14 protein-coding genes are annotated in these 15,906 nt (G+C 72.7%); 4 read left to right on the plus strand and 10 right to left on the minus strand.

All coding sequences use genetic code 11. The features are described 5' to 3' along the window. Positions 1 to 21: 21 nt before the first annotated feature. From ACIBTU_RS35365 to ACIBTU_RS35380, 4 genes are all read right to left on the minus strand, one after another. A complete protein-coding gene (locus tag ACIBTU_RS35365; RefSeq protein ID WP_399130789.1) occupies positions 22 to 2,025 on the minus strand; it encodes a thiamine pyrophosphate-dependent enzyme in 2,004 nt (667 codons plus the stop codon). Positions 2,026 to 2,185: 160 nt separating this feature from the next. Further along, the gene (locus ACIBTU_RS35370) at positions 2,186 to 3,010 is read right to left on the minus strand and encodes a BTAD domain-containing putative transcriptional regulator (protein WP_399130790.1); all 825 of its coding nucleotides are present in this window, start codon (positions 3,008 to 3,010) and stop codon (positions 2,186 to 2,188) included. A gap of 177 nt (positions 3,011 to 3,187) precedes the next feature. Beyond that, complete coding sequence (locus ACIBTU_RS35375; protein WP_399130792.1) at positions 3,188 to 4,087, minus strand: N5-glutamine methyltransferase family protein; 900 nt, start codon at positions 4,085 to 4,087, stop codon at positions 3,188 to 3,190. After that, complete coding sequence (locus ACIBTU_RS35380; RefSeq protein WP_399130793.1) at positions 4,084 to 4,434, minus strand: chorismate mutase family protein; 351 nt, start codon at positions 4,432 to 4,434, stop codon at positions 4,084 to 4,086. Before ACIBTU_RS35380 ends, ACIBTU_RS35375 begins: the two co-directional genes overlap by 4 nt. 114 nt (positions 4,435 to 4,548) lie before the next feature. Here ACIBTU_RS35380 and ACIBTU_RS35385 point away from each other — a divergent pair, with 114 nt between their 5' ends. After that, positions 4,549 to 5,415, plus strand: a complete 867-nt coding sequence (locus ACIBTU_RS35385; RefSeq protein WP_399130794.1) for a prephenate dehydrogenase/arogenate dehydrogenase family protein — start codon at positions 4,549 to 4,551, stop codon at positions 5,413 to 5,415. Positions 5,416 to 5,450: 35 nt separating this feature from the next. On the opposite strand, the gene pabB is transcribed toward ACIBTU_RS35385, so the two are convergent. From pabB to ACIBTU_RS35400, 3 genes are read right to left on the minus strand one after another with little or no spacing between them, the layout of a single operon-like run. Next, positions 5,451 to 7,595, minus strand: coding sequence for an aminodeoxychorismate synthase component I (gene pabB, locus ACIBTU_RS35390; protein ID WP_399130795.1), 2,145 nt, complete (start codon positions 7,593 to 7,595; stop codon positions 5,451 to 5,453). 17 nt (positions 7,596 to 7,612) lie between these two features. Beyond that, entirely contained in the window at positions 7,613 to 8,824 is a 1,212-nt protein-coding gene (locus ACIBTU_RS35395; protein WP_399130796.1) for a cytochrome P450, read from the minus strand. A 47-nt stretch (positions 8,825 to 8,871) separates the two neighbouring features. Then, the gene (locus ACIBTU_RS35400) at positions 8,872 to 9,930 is read right to left on the minus strand and encodes an ornithine cyclodeaminase family protein (protein ID WP_399130798.1); all 1,059 of its coding nucleotides are present in this window, start codon (positions 9,928 to 9,930) and stop codon (positions 8,872 to 8,874) included. Between the two features lie 192 nt (positions 9,931 to 10,122). On the opposite strand from ACIBTU_RS35400, the gene ACIBTU_RS35405 reads away from it, so the two are divergent. From ACIBTU_RS35405 to ACIBTU_RS35415, 3 genes are read left to right on the plus strand one after another with little or no spacing between them, the layout of a single operon-like run. Then, on the plus strand, positions 10,123 to 11,775 hold the full coding sequence (locus ACIBTU_RS35405; protein WP_399130799.1) for a (2,3-dihydroxybenzoyl)adenylate synthase: 1,653 nt from the start codon (positions 10,123 to 10,125) through the stop codon (positions 11,773 to 11,775). Further along, positions 11,772 to 13,070, plus strand: a complete 1,299-nt coding sequence (locus ACIBTU_RS35410) for a DegT/DnrJ/EryC1/StrS family aminotransferase (protein WP_399130800.1) — start codon at positions 11,772 to 11,774, stop codon at positions 13,068 to 13,070. Before ACIBTU_RS35405 ends, ACIBTU_RS35410 begins: the two co-directional genes overlap by 4 nt. Positions 13,071 to 13,117: 47 nt before the next feature. Further along, positions 13,118 to 13,303, plus strand: coding sequence for a 4-oxalocrotonate tautomerase family protein (locus ACIBTU_RS35415; protein WP_399130801.1), 186 nt, complete (start codon positions 13,118 to 13,120; stop codon positions 13,301 to 13,303). Positions 13,304 to 13,395: 92 nt separating this feature from the next. On the opposite strand, the gene ACIBTU_RS35420 is transcribed toward ACIBTU_RS35415, so the two are convergent. The 3 genes from ACIBTU_RS35420 to ACIBTU_RS35430 all read right to left on the minus strand — a co-directional run. Then, a complete protein-coding gene (locus ACIBTU_RS35420; protein WP_399130802.1) occupies positions 13,396 to 14,943 on the minus strand; it encodes an MFS transporter in 1,548 nt (515 codons plus the stop codon). A 102-nt stretch (positions 14,944 to 15,045) separates the two neighbouring features. Next, positions 15,046 to 15,708, minus strand: coding sequence for a ScbR family autoregulator-binding transcription factor (locus tag ACIBTU_RS35425; protein ID WP_399130803.1), 663 nt, complete (start codon positions 15,706 to 15,708; stop codon positions 15,046 to 15,048). Between the two features lie 12 nt (positions 15,709 to 15,720). Beyond that, positions 15,721 to 15,906: carboxyl transferase domain-containing protein (locus ACIBTU_RS35430; RefSeq protein WP_399130804.1), on the minus strand; the 186-nt coding region annotated here is incomplete at its 5' end.

Below are 15,906 nucleotides of genomic sequence, written 5' to 3' on the forward strand. Positions count from 1 at the left end.
CTGCGCTTCTTCTCCCTGCGGTCAGGCCAGTACGGAACGGACGGCCGCGACCACGTCGTCGGCGGCGGGCAGCACGGCGCGCTCGAGGTCGGGATGGAAGGGGACGTGCACGTCCTCCCGGGTCACCAGGCGCGGCGGGGCGAGCAGCGAGTAGAACTCGTCGTCCCGCGACAGGAGTTCGGTGATGAGTCCGGCGCCGAAGCTGCTGGTGCGGTTGTCCTCCTGCACCACGACGAGGCGGCCGGTGCGGCGTACGGAGGCGGCGACGGTCTCGCGGTCCAGGGGCACGAGCCAGCGCAGGTCGATCACGTCGGCGGTGACGCCGTCGGCCGCGAGGGCGTCGGCGGCGTCCAGGGCGAGTTCGGTGCCGTTGCCCCAGCTGACGACGGTGACGTCGGCGACGTCGGTGCCGCCGCGCAGGGTGCGGGCGCCGAGGGCGGGTGCGGGCCGTGCGGCCGGTTCGCGGCGGCGGCGCATGAGGTGCTTGGGCAGCAGGATGAGCGTCGGGTCGGACGCGGTGAACGACTCGAGGAACGCGGCCTCGGTGTCCTCGGGGGTGGAGGGGACGACGACCCTGAGGCCGGGCAGGTGGGTGAACAGGCTCTCGTTGCTCTGGCTGTGCCAGATCCCGCCGCCGGGCAGGTATCCGCCCCAGGGCGCGTAGAGGACGACGGGGCACTGCCACGCGGAGAGGCTGCGCCAGCGCAGGGTGGTGAGCTGCGCCGCGATCTGGTTCCAGGCGGGCCCGGCGAAGTCGACGAACTGGAGCTCCACGACGGGCCGCATCCCGGCGGCGGCGAGTCCGACGGCGGCGCCGACGATGGTGGCCTCGGCGAGCGGCGCGTTGGTCATGCGTGCGCCCGCGGCCTCGCCGAGCCCCTTGGTGAAGCCGAAGACGCCGCCCTTGGGGTCGTCGATGTCCTCGCCGAACAGGACGAGTTCGGGGTGGCGGGCGAGTCCCGTGGCCAGGGCGCGGTTGACGGCGGCGACCATGGTCCCGCCGCACGGCTCGGTGAGCGGCGCGGCGTCCGTGTCCGTGTCCGTGACGGCCGGCTCGGGGGCGAAGAGGTGGTCCATGACGGTCTTGGGGTCGGCGGCCGGCTCGGCGGCGACGCGCGCGTAGACCGCCTCGACGTCGGCGGCGTGCCGGGCCGCGGTGCGCTCGATCCACGACGCGTCGACGACGCCCTCCTCGACGAGGCGGGCGCCGAAGAGTTCCACTGGGTCACGCAGCGCGGCCAGGTCCTCCTGGCTGCGGTAGACGCGGTGGTCGTCGGAGGAGGTGTGGGGGTCGAGCCGGTCCAGCTCGCACCACAGGACGTGGGGTCCCCGGCCGTCGCGTATCGCGTCGAGGGCGGTCCGGCCGGCGGCGTGCACGGCGTCGGGGTCGGCTCCGTCGACGACGGTGGTGCGGTCGGGCGGGAGCAGTCCGAGGGCCCGGGGTGACATGTCGGCGGTCGGCGTGGAGATGCCGTAGCCGTTGTCGGAGACGAGGAAGAGGACGGGCAGCGCGCGTTCCACGGCGAACGCGACCGCCTCGAAGAATTCGCCCTGCCGGGTGGAGGCGTCTCCGATGGAGCAGACGACCACCTGTTCGCGGTGCTGCAATTGCGCGGCCCAGGCGGCTCCGGCGGCCGGGAGACACTGGCTTCCGGTCGGGCTCGCGACCGAGAAGACATTCCCTTCGCGGTGGCCGAAATGGGCGCTCATATTGCGTCCGCCGGAATGCGAGGCGGCCTTGGCCATGAGGTCACGGGCCTGGGCCTCGGGGTCCATTCCGCGGGCCAGCAGCAGGGTGCGGTCGCGGTAGTGAGGGACGATCAGGTCCTCGGGTTCCAGCAGCTCACAGAGGGCCGCGAGCGCTTCGTGCCCGGCGGAGGAAATGTGGAACCAGGCCTCGCCCTGCCGCAGCACGATTCCCGATCGGCGGTCGCATTCGCGGGAGAGCAGCATGAGTTCGAGGAAGTCAGCCCGCCGGTCGGCGGGTATCCCCGAAGGCCCGGTTTCCTTCTTCCGATTCGTCACCACCGCATCGTGCCGTGCCACCGTGATCGCGGGCATCGCCCCCAACGACCAATTGGGAGAAGACCGTCGATCCCTCTTGAGAGGGAGTTCCGGGGGAATGGCCGCGGAACGGCGGCGGCCCCTCCCTCGTAGGAGGGAGGGGCCGTGCGGGCGGGTGGTCTCAGCGGGTGACGAGCCGCGCGCCGACGGCGTCCGGCACCGGCGCGGCGGCCGGCTCGGGGTGGGCCATGAGGATGGACCGCTGGAGCCGGCCCAGCGCGGTCGACGGCTCGAGGCCGAGCTCCCGTACGAGGGTGGTGCGCAGCCGCTGGTAGACGCTGAGGGCCTCGCCGCGCCGGCCGGAGCGATGCAGGGCGAGCATGAACTGGCCGTGCAGGCTCTCGTGCATCGGGTACCGGTTGACCAGCACCGTCAGTTCGGAGAGCAGCTCGCGGTGGTGGCCGAGCCGCAGGTCCGCCTCGATCCGCTGGTCGAGGGCGCACAGGCGGGTCTCCTCCAGGCGCCTGACCTCGAGGGTGATCTGGCTGCCGGCCTGGACGTCGGCGAGCGCGGCCCCGGTCCACAGCGACAGGGCGTCGCGCAGCCGCCGGGCGGCTCCCGCGTAGTCCTCGGCGTCCATGGCCCGGTACCCGGCGCCCGCACGCCGCTCCAGTTCCTGGAAGTCGAGGGTGCCGCCGCGGGTCTCCAGGCGATATCCGCCGGGCAGGGTGACCAGGACGTCCTTGGCCTTGGTGCCCTCGTCGCCGCCCTGGAGCAGCGCCTCACCGATGAGTTCCCGCAGTTGCAGTATGTAGGTCTGCAGGGTGGTGCGGGCGCTGCGCGGGGGCTGTTCGTCCCAGAGCTCCTCGATCAGCGTGGGCACGGGGACGACGTGGTCGGCGTTGAGTGCGAGCAGCGCGAGGACCTGACGCGGCTTGGGGGCGGTCGGCGCGATCGAGATGCCGTGCTCCCGCACCGACAGCGGGCCCAGTACTTCGATGTCCATCTTTTCTCCCCAGTTCGGTGCATGCAGGTCAGCGCGTGCAGGGCCACCCACCTCGACGCCGGAGCGGGCATGCTGCGGCATCGGGGCCCATGCAATAAAAAAACAGCATGGTCGGTTTGTCAATCTGGAACAAGTAATCTCTGCCCCATGAGCCCCCGACACCGAGAGAAGAGCGGGTCAGTCGGCCGCCCCGAGCGCCGCCCCGCGGACCGCCGTCAGGCATCCGTCATTGCTGGTGGAAACGGATTCAGCGTCCCTCCAGCGCCCCGTCTCGGCGAACAGCAGGGGCACCGAAGCCAACTGGTAGCGACCGTGCTCCAGCAGCAGAACTCCCCCGCGCCGCAGCAGCCGGCCCGCCACCTTCTCCATCGCGCGGATCATCTGCAGACCACCCTCACCAGCCCAAAGAGCCAGCGGTGGATCGTAGTTGAGCACCTCGGGGGCGCTGGTGCGCAGCCCGATGGGGATGTAGGGCGGATTGCTGACGACGAGGTCGACGGTTCCGTCGAGTTCGGGGAAGGCGTCGCGCGCGTCACCCTGGACGATCCGCGCCCCGGTCCCCCGTGCATTGCGAACAGCAACACGTGCCGCCACCTCGGAGAGTTCTACACCGTAGACCTTCGCCTCGGGGACGCGCCGGGCGATCGACACCGCCATGGTGCCGGGCCCCGCACACAGGTCGACCACCACGGGGGACCGATTTCCCCGCCGAATCAGACCATGCAGTCGGTTTATTGCGTCCTCAACGACCTCAGCCGTCTCGGGCTTGGGCACGAACACCCCGGGTGCCAGCTCGAAGCGCTGCCCCATGAACCAGGCGTGCCCCATGATGCGTTCGGCGGGCTCCCGCGCGACGCGGCGCTCCACGTACGCCCAGAACTCCGCCGGGACCGGCCCCGCGCTCAGCGCGTCGAGTCCGGAGGGCTCCACCCGCAGCGCGTGGGCGGCCAGCAGCCGCGCGTCCTCCCGGGCGGCCGCCTCGTCGACCCCGGCCGCGGCGATCCGTGCGGCGGCCTCGTCCAGAGCCTCGGCCAGAAGGTCCGGTGCGGTGGCGTCCGTACGGACCTCGGCGCTCACGAGGCCCTCCGCTGCCCCGCGCCGGCGTCGTCGCCCGTACCGCCGGAGGCGATCCACTCGTCCTCCAGGCGGCACGTCTCCGCGATGATCGTGTCGTACAGGCCGCGCAGGAACGCGGGCTCGATGCCGTGCTCCTCGGCGTACCGGACCGCGCGGCCCTGCACGGTGGCGATGCGGTGCGGCTGCATCATCGCCACGCCGTTCACCCGCTTGTACTCGCCGATGCGCAGGCAGATCTCCAGGCGCTCGCGCACCGCGTCGAGCAGGTCCGCGTCGACCGCGTCGAGACGCGCCCGCAGCGACTCGAGGTCCTCGGCCCCGTCCACGGGCCCGATGCGTAGGGACATGGCAACTCCTCTTTTTCCGCTCGTTTTTCCGCTTGCTGTTCCGCTTGCTTTTCCGCTTGCTTCTCGTCGTGCGATCACTCGTGCGATCAACCGCTGAAGGACTGGGAGACGAAGATGTTCGAGCACTGTGTGGTGGCCGGAGGCACGGGAGCGGTCGGGCGGTTGTTCGCCGGACGGCTGGCCGCGTCGGGTGCGGAGGTCCTGTGCGTCGACCCCGCGGCGAGCGGTCCGGGCGCCGTGGCCGACGACATCCGCGCACCGGGCCCCGCCACCGCCCGCGCCCTGGCCCGCGCCGACCTGGTGCTGCTGGCCGTACCGGAAGCGGTCGCCCTGGACGCCGTGCGCCCGGTGACCCGGCTGATGCGGACCGGGGCGCTCTTCGCGGACACCCTCTCCGTCAAGGAGGGCGTCGCCCGGCGGCTGCGCGACGAGGCGCCCGGCGTCCAGGCGGTGGGCCTCAACCCGATGTTCGCCCCGTCGCTGCCCCTGCCGGGCCGGCCCGTGGCGGCGGCCGTCGTCACCGACGGGCCCGCCGTACGGGAGCTGCTCGGGCTGATCGCCGACTGGGGCGGCCGGGTGGTGGAGATGACGCCGGACGCGCACGACCGGCAGACCGCCGCGCAGCAGGCGGCGACCCACGCCGCCGTCCTCGCCTTCGGTCTCGCCCTCGGTGAGCTGGGGGCCGATGTGGACGCGCTGCGCGCCACGGCGCCGCCCCCGCACCGCACGCTGCTGGAGCTCCTCGCCCGCGTCGCGTCGGGCACGCCGGAGGTGTACTGGGACGTCCAGGCGGCGAACCCGCACGCCGAGGCCGCCCGGCAAGCCGTGGGCCACGGCCTCGAGCGGCTGGGCCGGGCCGTGGCCGACCACCGCCCCGAGGCCTTCGAGGCCCTCTTCGACGAGTTGCGGGCCACCCTCGGCGAGGGGCACCTGACCGAACTGGCCGACGCCTGCGCCGAGTCCTTCGCCCGGCCGCGCTGACGTCGCGGGCGGCCCCGGCCGCCGTCCCGGTGCGGTCACCGCACGCTGCCGGCCAGCAGTTCGCGGGGCCCGGCCGGTGCGGCGGCCTGCGCCTGGCGTAGGGCGCGCAGCGTGGTGCGGGCCTTGAGGAGCATCTCCTGCACCTCGTCGTCCGGGTCGGACAGGGCGATGACCGCCCCGCCCACCCCGATCGTGGCGGCTTCCTCGGTGGCGACGATGGTCCGGATCACGATGCTGAGGTCGACCGCGCCGCTCAGGGCGAAGTAGCCGAGCGCCCCCGAGTAGACGCCGCGCGCCCCGCCCTCGAGCCGGTCGATGAACTGCATGGTGCGCACCTTCGGCGCCCCGGTCATCGACCCGCCGGGGAACGCGGCCCGTACGGCGGCGGGCCGTGAGACGCCGGGGGCCAGCCGCCCGCGCACGGTGCTGACCAGCTGGTGCACGGTCGCGTACGACTCCACGTCGAACAGCTTGGGCACGTGGACGCTGCCGATCTCGCAGACCTGCCCGAGGTCGTTGCGGACGAGGTCCACGATCATCAGGTTCTCGGAGCGGTCCTTCTCCGCCGCGGCCAGGTCCCGGGCGATGGCGGCGTCCTCGGCCGGGGTGGTGCCGCGCGGGCGCGTGCCCTTGATCGGTTTGGACTCGGCGACGCCCTCGGCGTCGATGCGCAGGAACCGCTCGGGTGAGGAGGACAGCACCGCGCCCTGCGGGAACTGCAGGTACGCGGCGTACGGGGCCGGGCTGATGGCCCGTAGCGCCCGGTAGGCGGTGAGCGGGTCGACGCGGCCGGGCACCCGCAGCAGGTTCGTCAGGCACACCTCGTAGGTCTCGCCGTCGCGGATGAGGCGCCGGCACTCCTCGACGAGCTCCCGGTACTCGGCCGGGTCGTGCCGGAACTCGACGTCCAGCGGGAGCAGTTCGTCCTCGGGCAGCAGGACGAGGGGCGGGCCGGGGACGGTGGCGGCCAGGCTCGCCGCGGCCTCGGCGAGCCAGCCCTGTGCCGCGCGGGCGCTCACGGGACGCCGGGGATCGCTGAGCGCGATCAGCCAGGCCCGGTGCTCGGCGTGGTCGAGGGCCAGCATCCGGTCCGCGAACAGGACGGCTCCGTCCGGCAGTTCGGCCGCGTGGGCAGCCTCGCCCCCGGCGTCGGCCTTCATCTCGTACCCGAGGTAGCCGACGTAGCCGAGGTTGAACTGGAACGGCAGGTCCGGTGCGGCGGGGGTGCGGCGCGCGGCCAGCTCCCGTTCCAGGTGCTCGAAGAGGGTGCCGGGGCTGCGCCGCTCCTGCCCCGCGTGGTCGCGTACGCGGACGAGGTGCTCGGCGACGTCGTACGTGAGGATCTCGCCCAGCGGCCCCGTGGGGGCGCCGAGGAAGGTGAAGCGGGACAGGCCCGGGTCGACGCGGCTGCTGTCGAGCCAGAAGCGGGCCGGGGCGTCGCCGAAGAGCGCCTCGAACGCGGCGTCGGCGTCGGGGACCTCGGCCAGCTCCCGCACGTGCAGCCGCAGTCCGCTCCCCTCCCCCACGCCGGCCGGGGTCTCGGCGGCGGGCCGCACGCCGGGCACCTCGGTGGCGAACGGGGCGCGCCCGAGGGCCCGCAGGCTCAGGTCGCGGAAGTTGGCGAGCAGCCGGTGGCCGTGCTCGCTGCTGATGGACTCGGGGTGGAACTGCACGCCCCAGCGCGGTGCCGCCCGGTGCCGTACGGCCATCAGGAGGCCGTCGCGCGTCGCGGCGGTCGTCACCAGCTCGGCGGGCGGCCGGTGCACGGTGAGCGAGTGGTAGCGCACCACGCGCAGCGGCGAGGGGACCGCCTCGAAAAGGCCGGTGCCGTCGTGCTCGATGAGGCTGGTCCGGCCGTGCACGGGCTCGGGCGCGTGCCCGACCTCGCCGCCGCCGAGCAGGCACAGTGCCTGGTGTCCGAGGCACACGCCGAGCAGCGGCAGGTCCCAGTCCTCGATGACGCGCCGGCTCAGGCCGAGGTCGGTGTCGGTGCCGGGGTGGCCGGGGCCCGGGGAGACGACGACGTTGTCGAAGTCGAGCGGGTCGAGTGCCGCGAAGGCCGCGTGGTCGTCGTTCTTGACGACGACGGGCGGGCAGGCGTTCACCTCGGCCAGCATCTGGAACAGGTTGTAGGTGAACGAGTCGTAGTTGTCGATCAGCAGGGTTCGTACGGTGCGCACGACTGCCCCCTCGGGTCTCAGGCTCGCCGTACGGTCAGCGGGAGGTTCCGCACACCGAACAGTCCGTCGCGGTGGTAGCGCAGAGGTGCGCCCTCGGTGACGCGCACGTCGGCGAAGCGGTCGAGCAGTGCCTCGAGCGCGATGCGGCCCTCCATGCGGGCGAGCGGGGCGCCGAGGCAGTAGTGGATGCCGTGGCCGAACGCGATCTGCTGCCGGTTGTCCCGTGCGGGGTCGAAGCGCTCCGGGTCCGGGAAGAACCGTTCGTCGTGGTTGGCGGACAGGAGTGAGGGGACGACCATCCGCCCGGCCGGGACGGGAACCCCGGCGATCTCGGTGTCCCGGGTGGTGACACGGGCCATGACGGTGATCGGCGGGCGCAGCCGCATGACCTCCTCGACGACGGCGGGGATCAGCGTCCGGTCGGCCCGGACCGCGGCCGCGATCTCGGGGTTCTCCTCCAGGCACAGCACCGTGTTGCCGAGCATCATGGACGTGGAGACGTGCCCGGCCATCAGCAGCAGGCCGCCGAACTCCACGATCTGGCGGTCGGTCAGCCGCTCGCCGTCGACCTCGGCGGCGACCAGCGCGGAGATCAGGTCGTCGCCCGGGTTCTTCCTGCGGTCCTCGACGTGCCCGAGAAGGTAGGCGTGCATCGCCTTCATCGGTTCCTTGACGAGCTTCTCGTAGTCCTCGCCCGCGTCGTCCCCGAACTGCATGTCCGCCGGGTCGTCGACCTGCATCGACAGCATCCGCTCGGACCAGGACCGGAACAGGGTGCGGTCCTCGGCCGGGACGCCGAGGAGTTCGGCGATCACGATGACGGGCAGCGGGTAGGCGAAGTCGCCGATCAGGTCGAGGGAGTCCCCCTCGATCCCGTCGAGGAGCTGCCCGGCGAGCTCCACGATGCGCGGCTCCAGCGCCGCGATCGTGCGCGGTGTGAACGCCTTGCTGACCAGCCGGCGCAGGGTGCGGTGCAGCGGCGGGTCGATCACCGAGAGGATCTCCTCGGTGAGGGCCTCCGAGTCGGGGCGCAGCCGGTGCAGTTCGGAGGAGAAGACCACCGGGTCCGAGGAGACGGCGACCACGTCGGCGTACCGGTGGACGTGGAAGACGCCGTACTCGTCCTCGTGGACGGGGTGTTCGTCCCGCATCTCCCGCAGCCAGCCGAAGAGTCGGTGTCCGCCGTCCTCGACGGTCGGCCGGGGTGCGGGGAGGGTCTTCTGGGCCATCGAGGGGGTCTCCTTCGTGGGGGTGACGGTCCGGGGGCGCGGCCGGTTCAGCGGCCGGCCGGGGTGGGGGCCGGCTGGAGCGCGTACGGGTCGAGGGCGTCGGCGGGGTGGTGCTCGATCTGGAGCCGGCTGCCGAGGCCGTGCTCGGCGGCCACCTGGAGGAACACCTCCATGGCCAGCGCGTCCTCGAGCGCGAACCCGGTGGAGTCGAACACGGTCAGCGCGCCGCGCTGTTCGCGGGCCAGGACCGGTTCGGCCACCAGCAGGGTCAGCCCCGGTCCGGTCTGGTGCGGGGCGAGGCGCTGGCACTCCCCCTCGCGGTGGGCCTGCTCGGGGTGGTCGGCGGTGACGAACGCCCGGCGCAGCAGGGTCAGGGGCAGTTCGGTCTTGCCGACGAGGTCGGCGCCGATCGCGTTGATGTGCAGGTGTTCGCGGTGCGGCCCGTCGGGCAGGACGGGTCCGGCGCCGACGGGGACGGAGGTGGCCGTGGAGACGATGTCCGACTCGGCGAGGATCCGCGCGGGGTCGGCGATCTCCACGTCGAGGCCGGTGAAGGCGGCACGGCGCGCGAAGCTCTCGCGGTGGGCGCGTTCGGTGTCCCAGACGAGGACCTTCTCCAGCGGGAACTCCAGGGACAGGGCGTGGAGCTGGGTCACCGCCTGGGCGCCGGCGCCGACGAGGCCGAGCACGCGGCTGTCGGGTGCGGCAAGGAGTCGGCTGGCGACGGCCGCGGCGGCACCGGTACGGATCGCGGTGAGGAGGACCCCGTCCATGAGGGCGGTCAGCGCGCCGGTGCTGTCGTCGTAGCGGGCGACGGTGCCGATGATGGTGGGCAGCCCGAAGTGGTGGGGGTTCGCCGGGCTGTAGCCGACGGTCTTGAGGGTGATGCTGTCGCCGGGATCGCGGTGCGGCATCCACTCGAAGATGCCCTGCACCGGCTCCGACCGCTCGAACCCGTCGCGCAGCGGCGACAGTTCACGCGTGCCGCGTCCGACGTCGGCGAAGCCTTCGGCGAGCCGGTCGACGACCCGGCGCATCAGGGCGTCGCGCCCGACCGCGGTCACGACGTCCGCGATGTCGTCCCTGCTCAGGACCCAGGTCTCCATCGGGTTCTCCCATTTCTCCGGCCGCGCTCGGCATGGCTTTCCCTCAGCCCGTACGTCCGCATCGTGGCCGGACGGGCTGACGCCGCCCTGATCGCCGCCTGACGCGCCGGGCCGCCGCGGCACGTGCGCATCAGCGCCGTGTCAACGCCCCTGCCGAGACTGGGCCGAACCCGAACGGCGGAAGGACGGACGATGCTGGACGGATGCGTTCCCTGGCCCGAGGATCTGGCCGCGCGCTATCGCGCGGACGGGTACTGGCGGGGCGAGACGCTCGGTGCGCTGCTGCGGCGGTGGGCCGGCGAGTACGGCGACCGGGAGGCCCTGGTCGGCGCGGACGGACGGCGGCGCCTCACCTACCGGGCCCTGGACGCGTGGTGCGACCGGCTCGCCGCGGGCTTCGCGGCACGCGGGGTGGCGCCCGGTGACCGGGTCCTGGTGCAGCTGCCCAACACCCCGGACTTCGTGGCGGTCTGCTTCGCGCTGTTCCGCCTGGGCGCCCTCCCGGTGTTCGCGCTGCCCGCCCACCGGGAGAACGAGATCCGGCATCTGGCCGAATTGTCCGGGGCGAGCGCCTATGTCGTACCGGACAGCTTCAACGGCTTCGACCACCGTGCGCTGGCCGTGTCGGTCCGGGACAAGATCCCCGCGATCACGCAGGTGTTCGTGGCGGGCGATCCCGGCGACCCGGACGAAGGCTGTGTCGCGCTGGCCGACGTGGACGCCGAGCCGGTGGACCTGCCCGAGCCGGACGCCTCGGACGTCGCGTTCTTCCTGCTGTCGGGCGGGACGACGGCGCTGCCGAAGCTGATCCCGCGCACCCATGACGACTACGCGTACCAGACGCGGATCACCGGGGAGATCTGCGGCCTCGACGCCGACACGGTCTATCTGGCGGTGCTGCCCGTCGAGTTCAACTTCCCGTGGGGCTGCCCCGGCATCATCGGCACGCTGCGGGTCGGGGGCCGCGTGGTCTTCGCCGAGACGCCGCAGCCGCTGGCCTGTTTCCCGCTGATCGAGCGGGAGCGCGTCACCCTCACGTCGGTGATCCCCACCATCGTCCATCTGTGGCTGGACACCGTCGAGGAGGGTCACGGGCACGACCTGTCCAGCCTGGAGGTCCTCCAGGTGGGCAGCGCCAAGCTGCACGACGAGCTGGCGGAGCGCATCGAGCCCCTCCTGGAGGTGCGGCTCCAGCAGGTGTTCGGCATGGCCGAGGGGCTGCTGACGTTCACCCGCTACGACGACCCGCGCGAGACGATTCTGACGACGCAGGGCCGCCCGGTCTCCCCCGCCGACGAGATCCGCGTCGTCGACGCGGACGGCGCGGACGTCCCGGACGGCGCGATCGGCGAGCTGCTCACCCGGGGCCCGTACACGCTGCGCGGCTACTACCGGGCGCCCGAGCACAACGCCACCGCGTTCACCGAGGACGGCTTCTACCGCAGCGGCGATCTGGTACGGCGCACGCCGGGCGGCGAGATCGTGATCGAGGGCAGGGTCAAGGACGTCGTGATCCGCGGCGGCGACAAGGTCTCGGCCACCGAGGTCGAGGGCCACCTCGCGGCCCACCCGGACGTGCAGCAGGCGGCGGTGGTGGCGATGCCCGATCCGGTGCTGGGCGAGAAGGTGTGCGCGTACGTGATCGCGGCGCCGGGCCGGCCGGCCCCGCGGCTGCCCGTGCTGCGCGAACTGCTGCGCTCGCGCGGCCTGGCCGCGTACAAGCTGCCCGACCGCGTCGAGATCGTCGACTCCTTCCCGCTGACCGGCCTGAACAAGGTCGACAAGAAGGTGCTGCGGGCCCGGATCGCCGACAAGCTGGAGCGGCTCGCGAAGGCGGCGGCGTGAGCGCCGTGGCGCTGGCGGGCGGCACCCACCGGGTGCCGTTCGCCCGCCGCGGCAGCGTCCTCGGCGAGGCGGACCTCGCGGCCCTGGCGGAACTGGTGCGGGCCGAAGGGACGCTGACGTCCGGGGTGTGGCGGGACCGTTTCGAGGAACGCTTCCGCGAGCGGATCGGCGCCCGGCACGCCCTGACCGTGACCAGCGGCACGGTCGCCCTGGAGCTGGCCACCCGGCTCCTCGACCTCGCCCCCGGCGACGAGGTGATCGCGACGCCGCAGACCTTCCAGGCCACGATCCAGCCGCTGCTCGACCATGACGTGCGGGTGCGGTTCTGCGACGTGGACCCCGACACCCTGAACATGGACCCGGACGTCCTGGAGACGCTGGTCACGGACCGCACCCGGGCGATCTTCCTGGTCCACTACGGCGGCAACCCGGCCGACATGGACCGGATCATGGCGATCGCCCGGCGGCACGGGGCGATCGTCGTGGAGGACAGCGCGCACGGCATCGGCGCCCTGTACAAGGGCCGCCATCCCGGCGCGCTCGCCGACATCGGCTGCTTCAGCTTCCACTCGACGAAGAACATCACCACGCTCGGCGAGGGCGGCATGATCACCCTGGCTCGGGACGAGTGGGCGGAGCGGGTGCTGCGCATCCGCGACAACGAGGTGGACGGCGTGTTCACCCCGCGCACCGTCGCCGACGAGGAGCGGCCCGCGCTGCTGCCGTGGATGAAGTTCGCCGACTCGGTGTACCGGCACACGGCGGTCGGCATCCGCGGTGCGGGCACCAACGCCACGATGTCGGAGGCGGCGGCCGCGGTCGGCATGGTGCAACTGGACTCGCTGGACCGCTTCGTGGACCGGCGGCGCTGGATCGCGGGCCGCCTCGACGAGGCCCTCTCGGCGTTCCCCGGGGTGCGTCTGCACCGGGCGGCTCCGGACAGCCGGCACTCGTATCACCTGTACACGTTCTTCCTGACGGCCGGCCGCGAGGTGCGCGAGCACTTCGTACGGGCCGTCGACCTGCTCGGCGTGGAGATCCAGCTGCGCTACTTCCCGCTGCACCTGTCGCCGGAGTGGCGGCTGCGCGGCCACGGCGCGGGCGAGTGCCCGCAGGCCGAACGGGTCTGGTTCGAGGAGCACATGAACCTGCCGTGCCACCCGGGTCTCACGGACGACCAGGTCGACCACCTGGTGTCGGCGGTGACGCGGGCGATGCGCGAGGCATACGAGAAGGCAGGCGCGAAGGCAGGCGCGAAGGCGGGCGCGAAGGCGAACCTGGCCCGCACGGCGTGACCGCCCGCCGTACCTGACCACATACCGAACCAGCGAAAGGCCCGTACATGCCCTTCATCGACGTCAAGATCTACGACCGCCGGCTGACCCCGGAGACGGAGCGGGCCCTGATCGAGCGGCTGACCCAGGCGACGGTGGACGTCTTCGGCGAGGAGGTGCGCGAGCAGACCTGGATCGCGCTGACGGGTGTCCCGCCGCAGCGCTGGGGCATCGCCGGGATGCCGGGCGCCTGACGGCGCTCACCCGCACACGACGAGACACGCGACGGGACACGAGACCGGGCCCGGGGCATCACGCCCCGGGCCCGGTCCTGTGTGCGGTGCGGTTATCCGGCGGCCGCCGGAGCCTCCGTCGCGGCGGGCGCCTGCTCCTGCGGGGCGGCGGCCCGGTCGGCGAGGTGCAGCAGGGTGCCCGCGAGCAGGCCACCCGCGAACACGGCGGCGGCGCCGATGAGCTGACTGGTGCTCACCGCGTCCCCGAACGCGTCGTGGACCTGCCGGACGAGGCCCGGGTCGTCACCGGCGTCCGTGAGGGCCACGGCCAGCGACCCGGAGGCGCCGATCCCGGCGGGGAGCAGCGCCGCGAACCGGGAGCCGAGCACGGCGCCCAGCACGGCGACGCCGAGCCCGCCGCCGAACTCGGTCAGCGTGCCCTGGACGCCCGCCCCGACACCGGCCTTGGCCGGCGGGATCGAGGACATGATCGAGACGGCCATGGCGGGCATGGCGAGCGCGATGCCGCTGCCCATGAGGACAAGGCCGACGAGCATGCCGCCGTAGTTGGCGTCGGAGCCCGAGCCGAGCACGGCGACCGCCGCGAGACCGACCGCGAGGAGCGTCATCCCGAGCGCGATCGAGCGTGCCGCGCCGAGCTTGGCGAGGAGTTTGGCGCCGATGCCCGCGAGGTTGAGGCAGACGATGGTCAGGGCGAGCGGCGCCGTGCGCAGCCCGGCCTGCAGGGCGTCGTAGCCGAGGACGAGCTGGAGGTGCTGGGTCAGCAGGAACAGCGAGCCGGCCATGCCGAGGGCCACGAGCAGGCCGCCCGCGATCGCCCCGTTGAAGCGACGGCTGCGGAAGAAGCTCATGTCCAGCATCGGGTGCGGCACCCGCAGTTCCCAGCGCACGAAGGTGAAGAGGGCGATCACGCCGATGCCCGCGGGCACCAGGACGCGGGCGGAGCCCCAGCCGTGCTCGGGCCCGGAGATGATCGCGTAGACGACGCCCACCATGCCGAGCGTGGACAGCACCGCGCCGACGAGGTCGGGCCGGTCGCCCTGCGGGTTCTTGGTCTCGGGGACGAGACGGGCGACGGCGACGAGGCCGAACAGGGCGACGGGGATGTTGATGAGGAAGATGGATCCCCACCAGAAGTGGTCGAGCAGGGCGCCGCCGAGGAGCGGGCCCGCGGCGAAGCCGAGCGAACTGACGGCGCCCCACAGGCCGATGGCCCTGGGCCGCTCGTCGTCCTCGAAAACCTGCATGATCACGGCGAGGGTGGTCGTGGCGAGGAGCGCGCCGCCGATGCCCATGCCGGCACGGGCGGCGATGAGCTGCCCGGAGGTCTGGGCGAGGGCGGCGGCTCCGGAGCCGAGGCCGAACAGGACGAGTCCGGTGAGGAGCATCAGCTTGCGGCCGTACCGGTCGGCGAAGCTGCCCGCGGTGAGCAGGAGTCCGGACTGCACGAGTGCGTAGGCGTTGACCATCCACTGGACGTCGGCGGTGGTCGCGCCCAGGTCCTCGGTGAGCACCGGGATGGCGACGTTGAGGACGGTGTTGTCGAGCAGGACGACGAGTTGGGCCAGGCAGATCACCCCCAGGATGACCCAGCGCCGCGGATCGCGTTGTGCCGTTGTCTCCGGCTGGGTGCTGTGCAAGGAAGTTCCTCCTGGGGGGTGGGGGCCCACAGGTCGTCTCACGGGCCCGGAGTGTTCGGTTGCGTCCGGGCGCGGGCGCCCGGTGTCCTGGGCCGGCCGGGGTCAGGGCTCGCGGCTCTGGTGCCCGATCCGGGTGGCGTTCCCGGTCCGTGGACCGTGCACGCCCTCCGCTCTGAGGGTGTCGAGCGTGGTCGGCGCGGCGAGTCTGGGCAGCAGCAACTGCCAGAAGCGGGTGAGGGTGCGGTACGAGAGCCAGGTGGCGTCCCGTGCTCCGAGCACCTCGAAGCCCACGGTCGCGGCGACGACGGCGAGCATCACGTCCTGCGCGGGCACGCTCTCGGTGAGCGTGCCGTCGCCGTCGGCGCGCTTGAGGGTGCCCTCGACCCAGCGGCGCCATTCGAGTCGCAGGTCGCGCTCGCCGGCGTAGGCCTGGTCGCTGCTCAGGCAGAAACCGGCCCGCAGGACGACGTCCTCGCGCAGCCCACGGGCCAGGTCGTGAGTGGCGTCCACCAGGCACTGCAGGGCGTTGGGGTCCGCGGTGCCGCGGTGGGTGACCTGGTCGAGACGCCGCTCGGCCGCCTCTTCGACGGCTTCGGCGAGTGCGGCCTTGCTGGCGAAGTGGAAGTGCAGCGCTCCGTTGCTCACCCCGGCCCTGCTGCTGATGGTGGTGAGGGAGGCGACGCTGAAGCCTTCGCAGTCGAAGACCTCGGCGGCCGATTTGACCAGTGCCTCGCGCGTGCGCACGGCACGTTCTTGTTTTGCCATGACGGTGCTCCGTTACTGCGGCGGGTTGCCGTGCTTGCGGGACGGCAGGTCGGCGTGCTTGGTGCGGAGCATCGCCAGGGACTTGATGAGGACCTCGCGGGTGTCGGCGGGGTCGATGACGTCGTCGACGAGTCCGCGTTCGGCCGCGTAGTAGGGGTGCATGAGCTCGGACTTGTACTCCTTGACCATGCGGGCCCG

It is taken from the genome of Streptomyces sp. NPDC050145, assembly GCF_044460245.1.
Classification (GTDB): domain Bacteria; phylum Actinomycetota; class Actinomycetes; order Streptomycetales; family Streptomycetaceae; genus Streptomyces.

Excerpts from the sequence above, each read along its gene's own strand:
- ACIBTU_RS35370 (WP_399130790.1), bottom strand. The coding sequence starts at position 3,010 with ATGGACATCGAAGTACTGGGCCCGCTGTCGGTGCGGGAGCACGGCATC.
- ACIBTU_RS35380 (WP_399130793.1), bottom strand. The coding sequence starts at position 4,434 with ATGTCCCTACGCATCGGGCCCGTGGACGGGGCCGAGGACCTCGAGTCG.
- ACIBTU_RS35385 (WP_399130794.1), top strand. The coding sequence starts at position 4,549 with ATGTTCGAGCACTGTGTGGTGGCCGGAGGCACGGGAGCGGTCGGGCGG.
- ACIBTU_RS35395 (WP_399130796.1), bottom strand. The coding sequence starts at position 8,824 with ATGGCCCAGAAGACCCTCCCCGCACCCCGGCCGACCGTCGAGGACGGC.
- ACIBTU_RS35400 (WP_399130798.1), bottom strand. The coding sequence starts at position 9,930 with ATGGAGACCTGGGTCCTGAGCAGGGACGACATCGCGGACGTCGTGACC.
- ACIBTU_RS35405 (WP_399130799.1), top strand. The coding sequence starts at position 10,123 with ATGCTGGACGGATGCGTTCCCTGGCCCGAGGATCTGGCCGCGCGCTAT.
- ACIBTU_RS35415 (WP_399130801.1), top strand. The coding sequence starts at position 13,118 with ATGCCCTTCATCGACGTCAAGATCTACGACCGCCGGCTGACCCCGGAG.
- ACIBTU_RS35425 (WP_399130803.1), bottom strand. The coding sequence starts at position 15,708 with ATGGCAAAACAAGAACGTGCCGTGCGCACGCGCGAGGCACTGGTCAAA.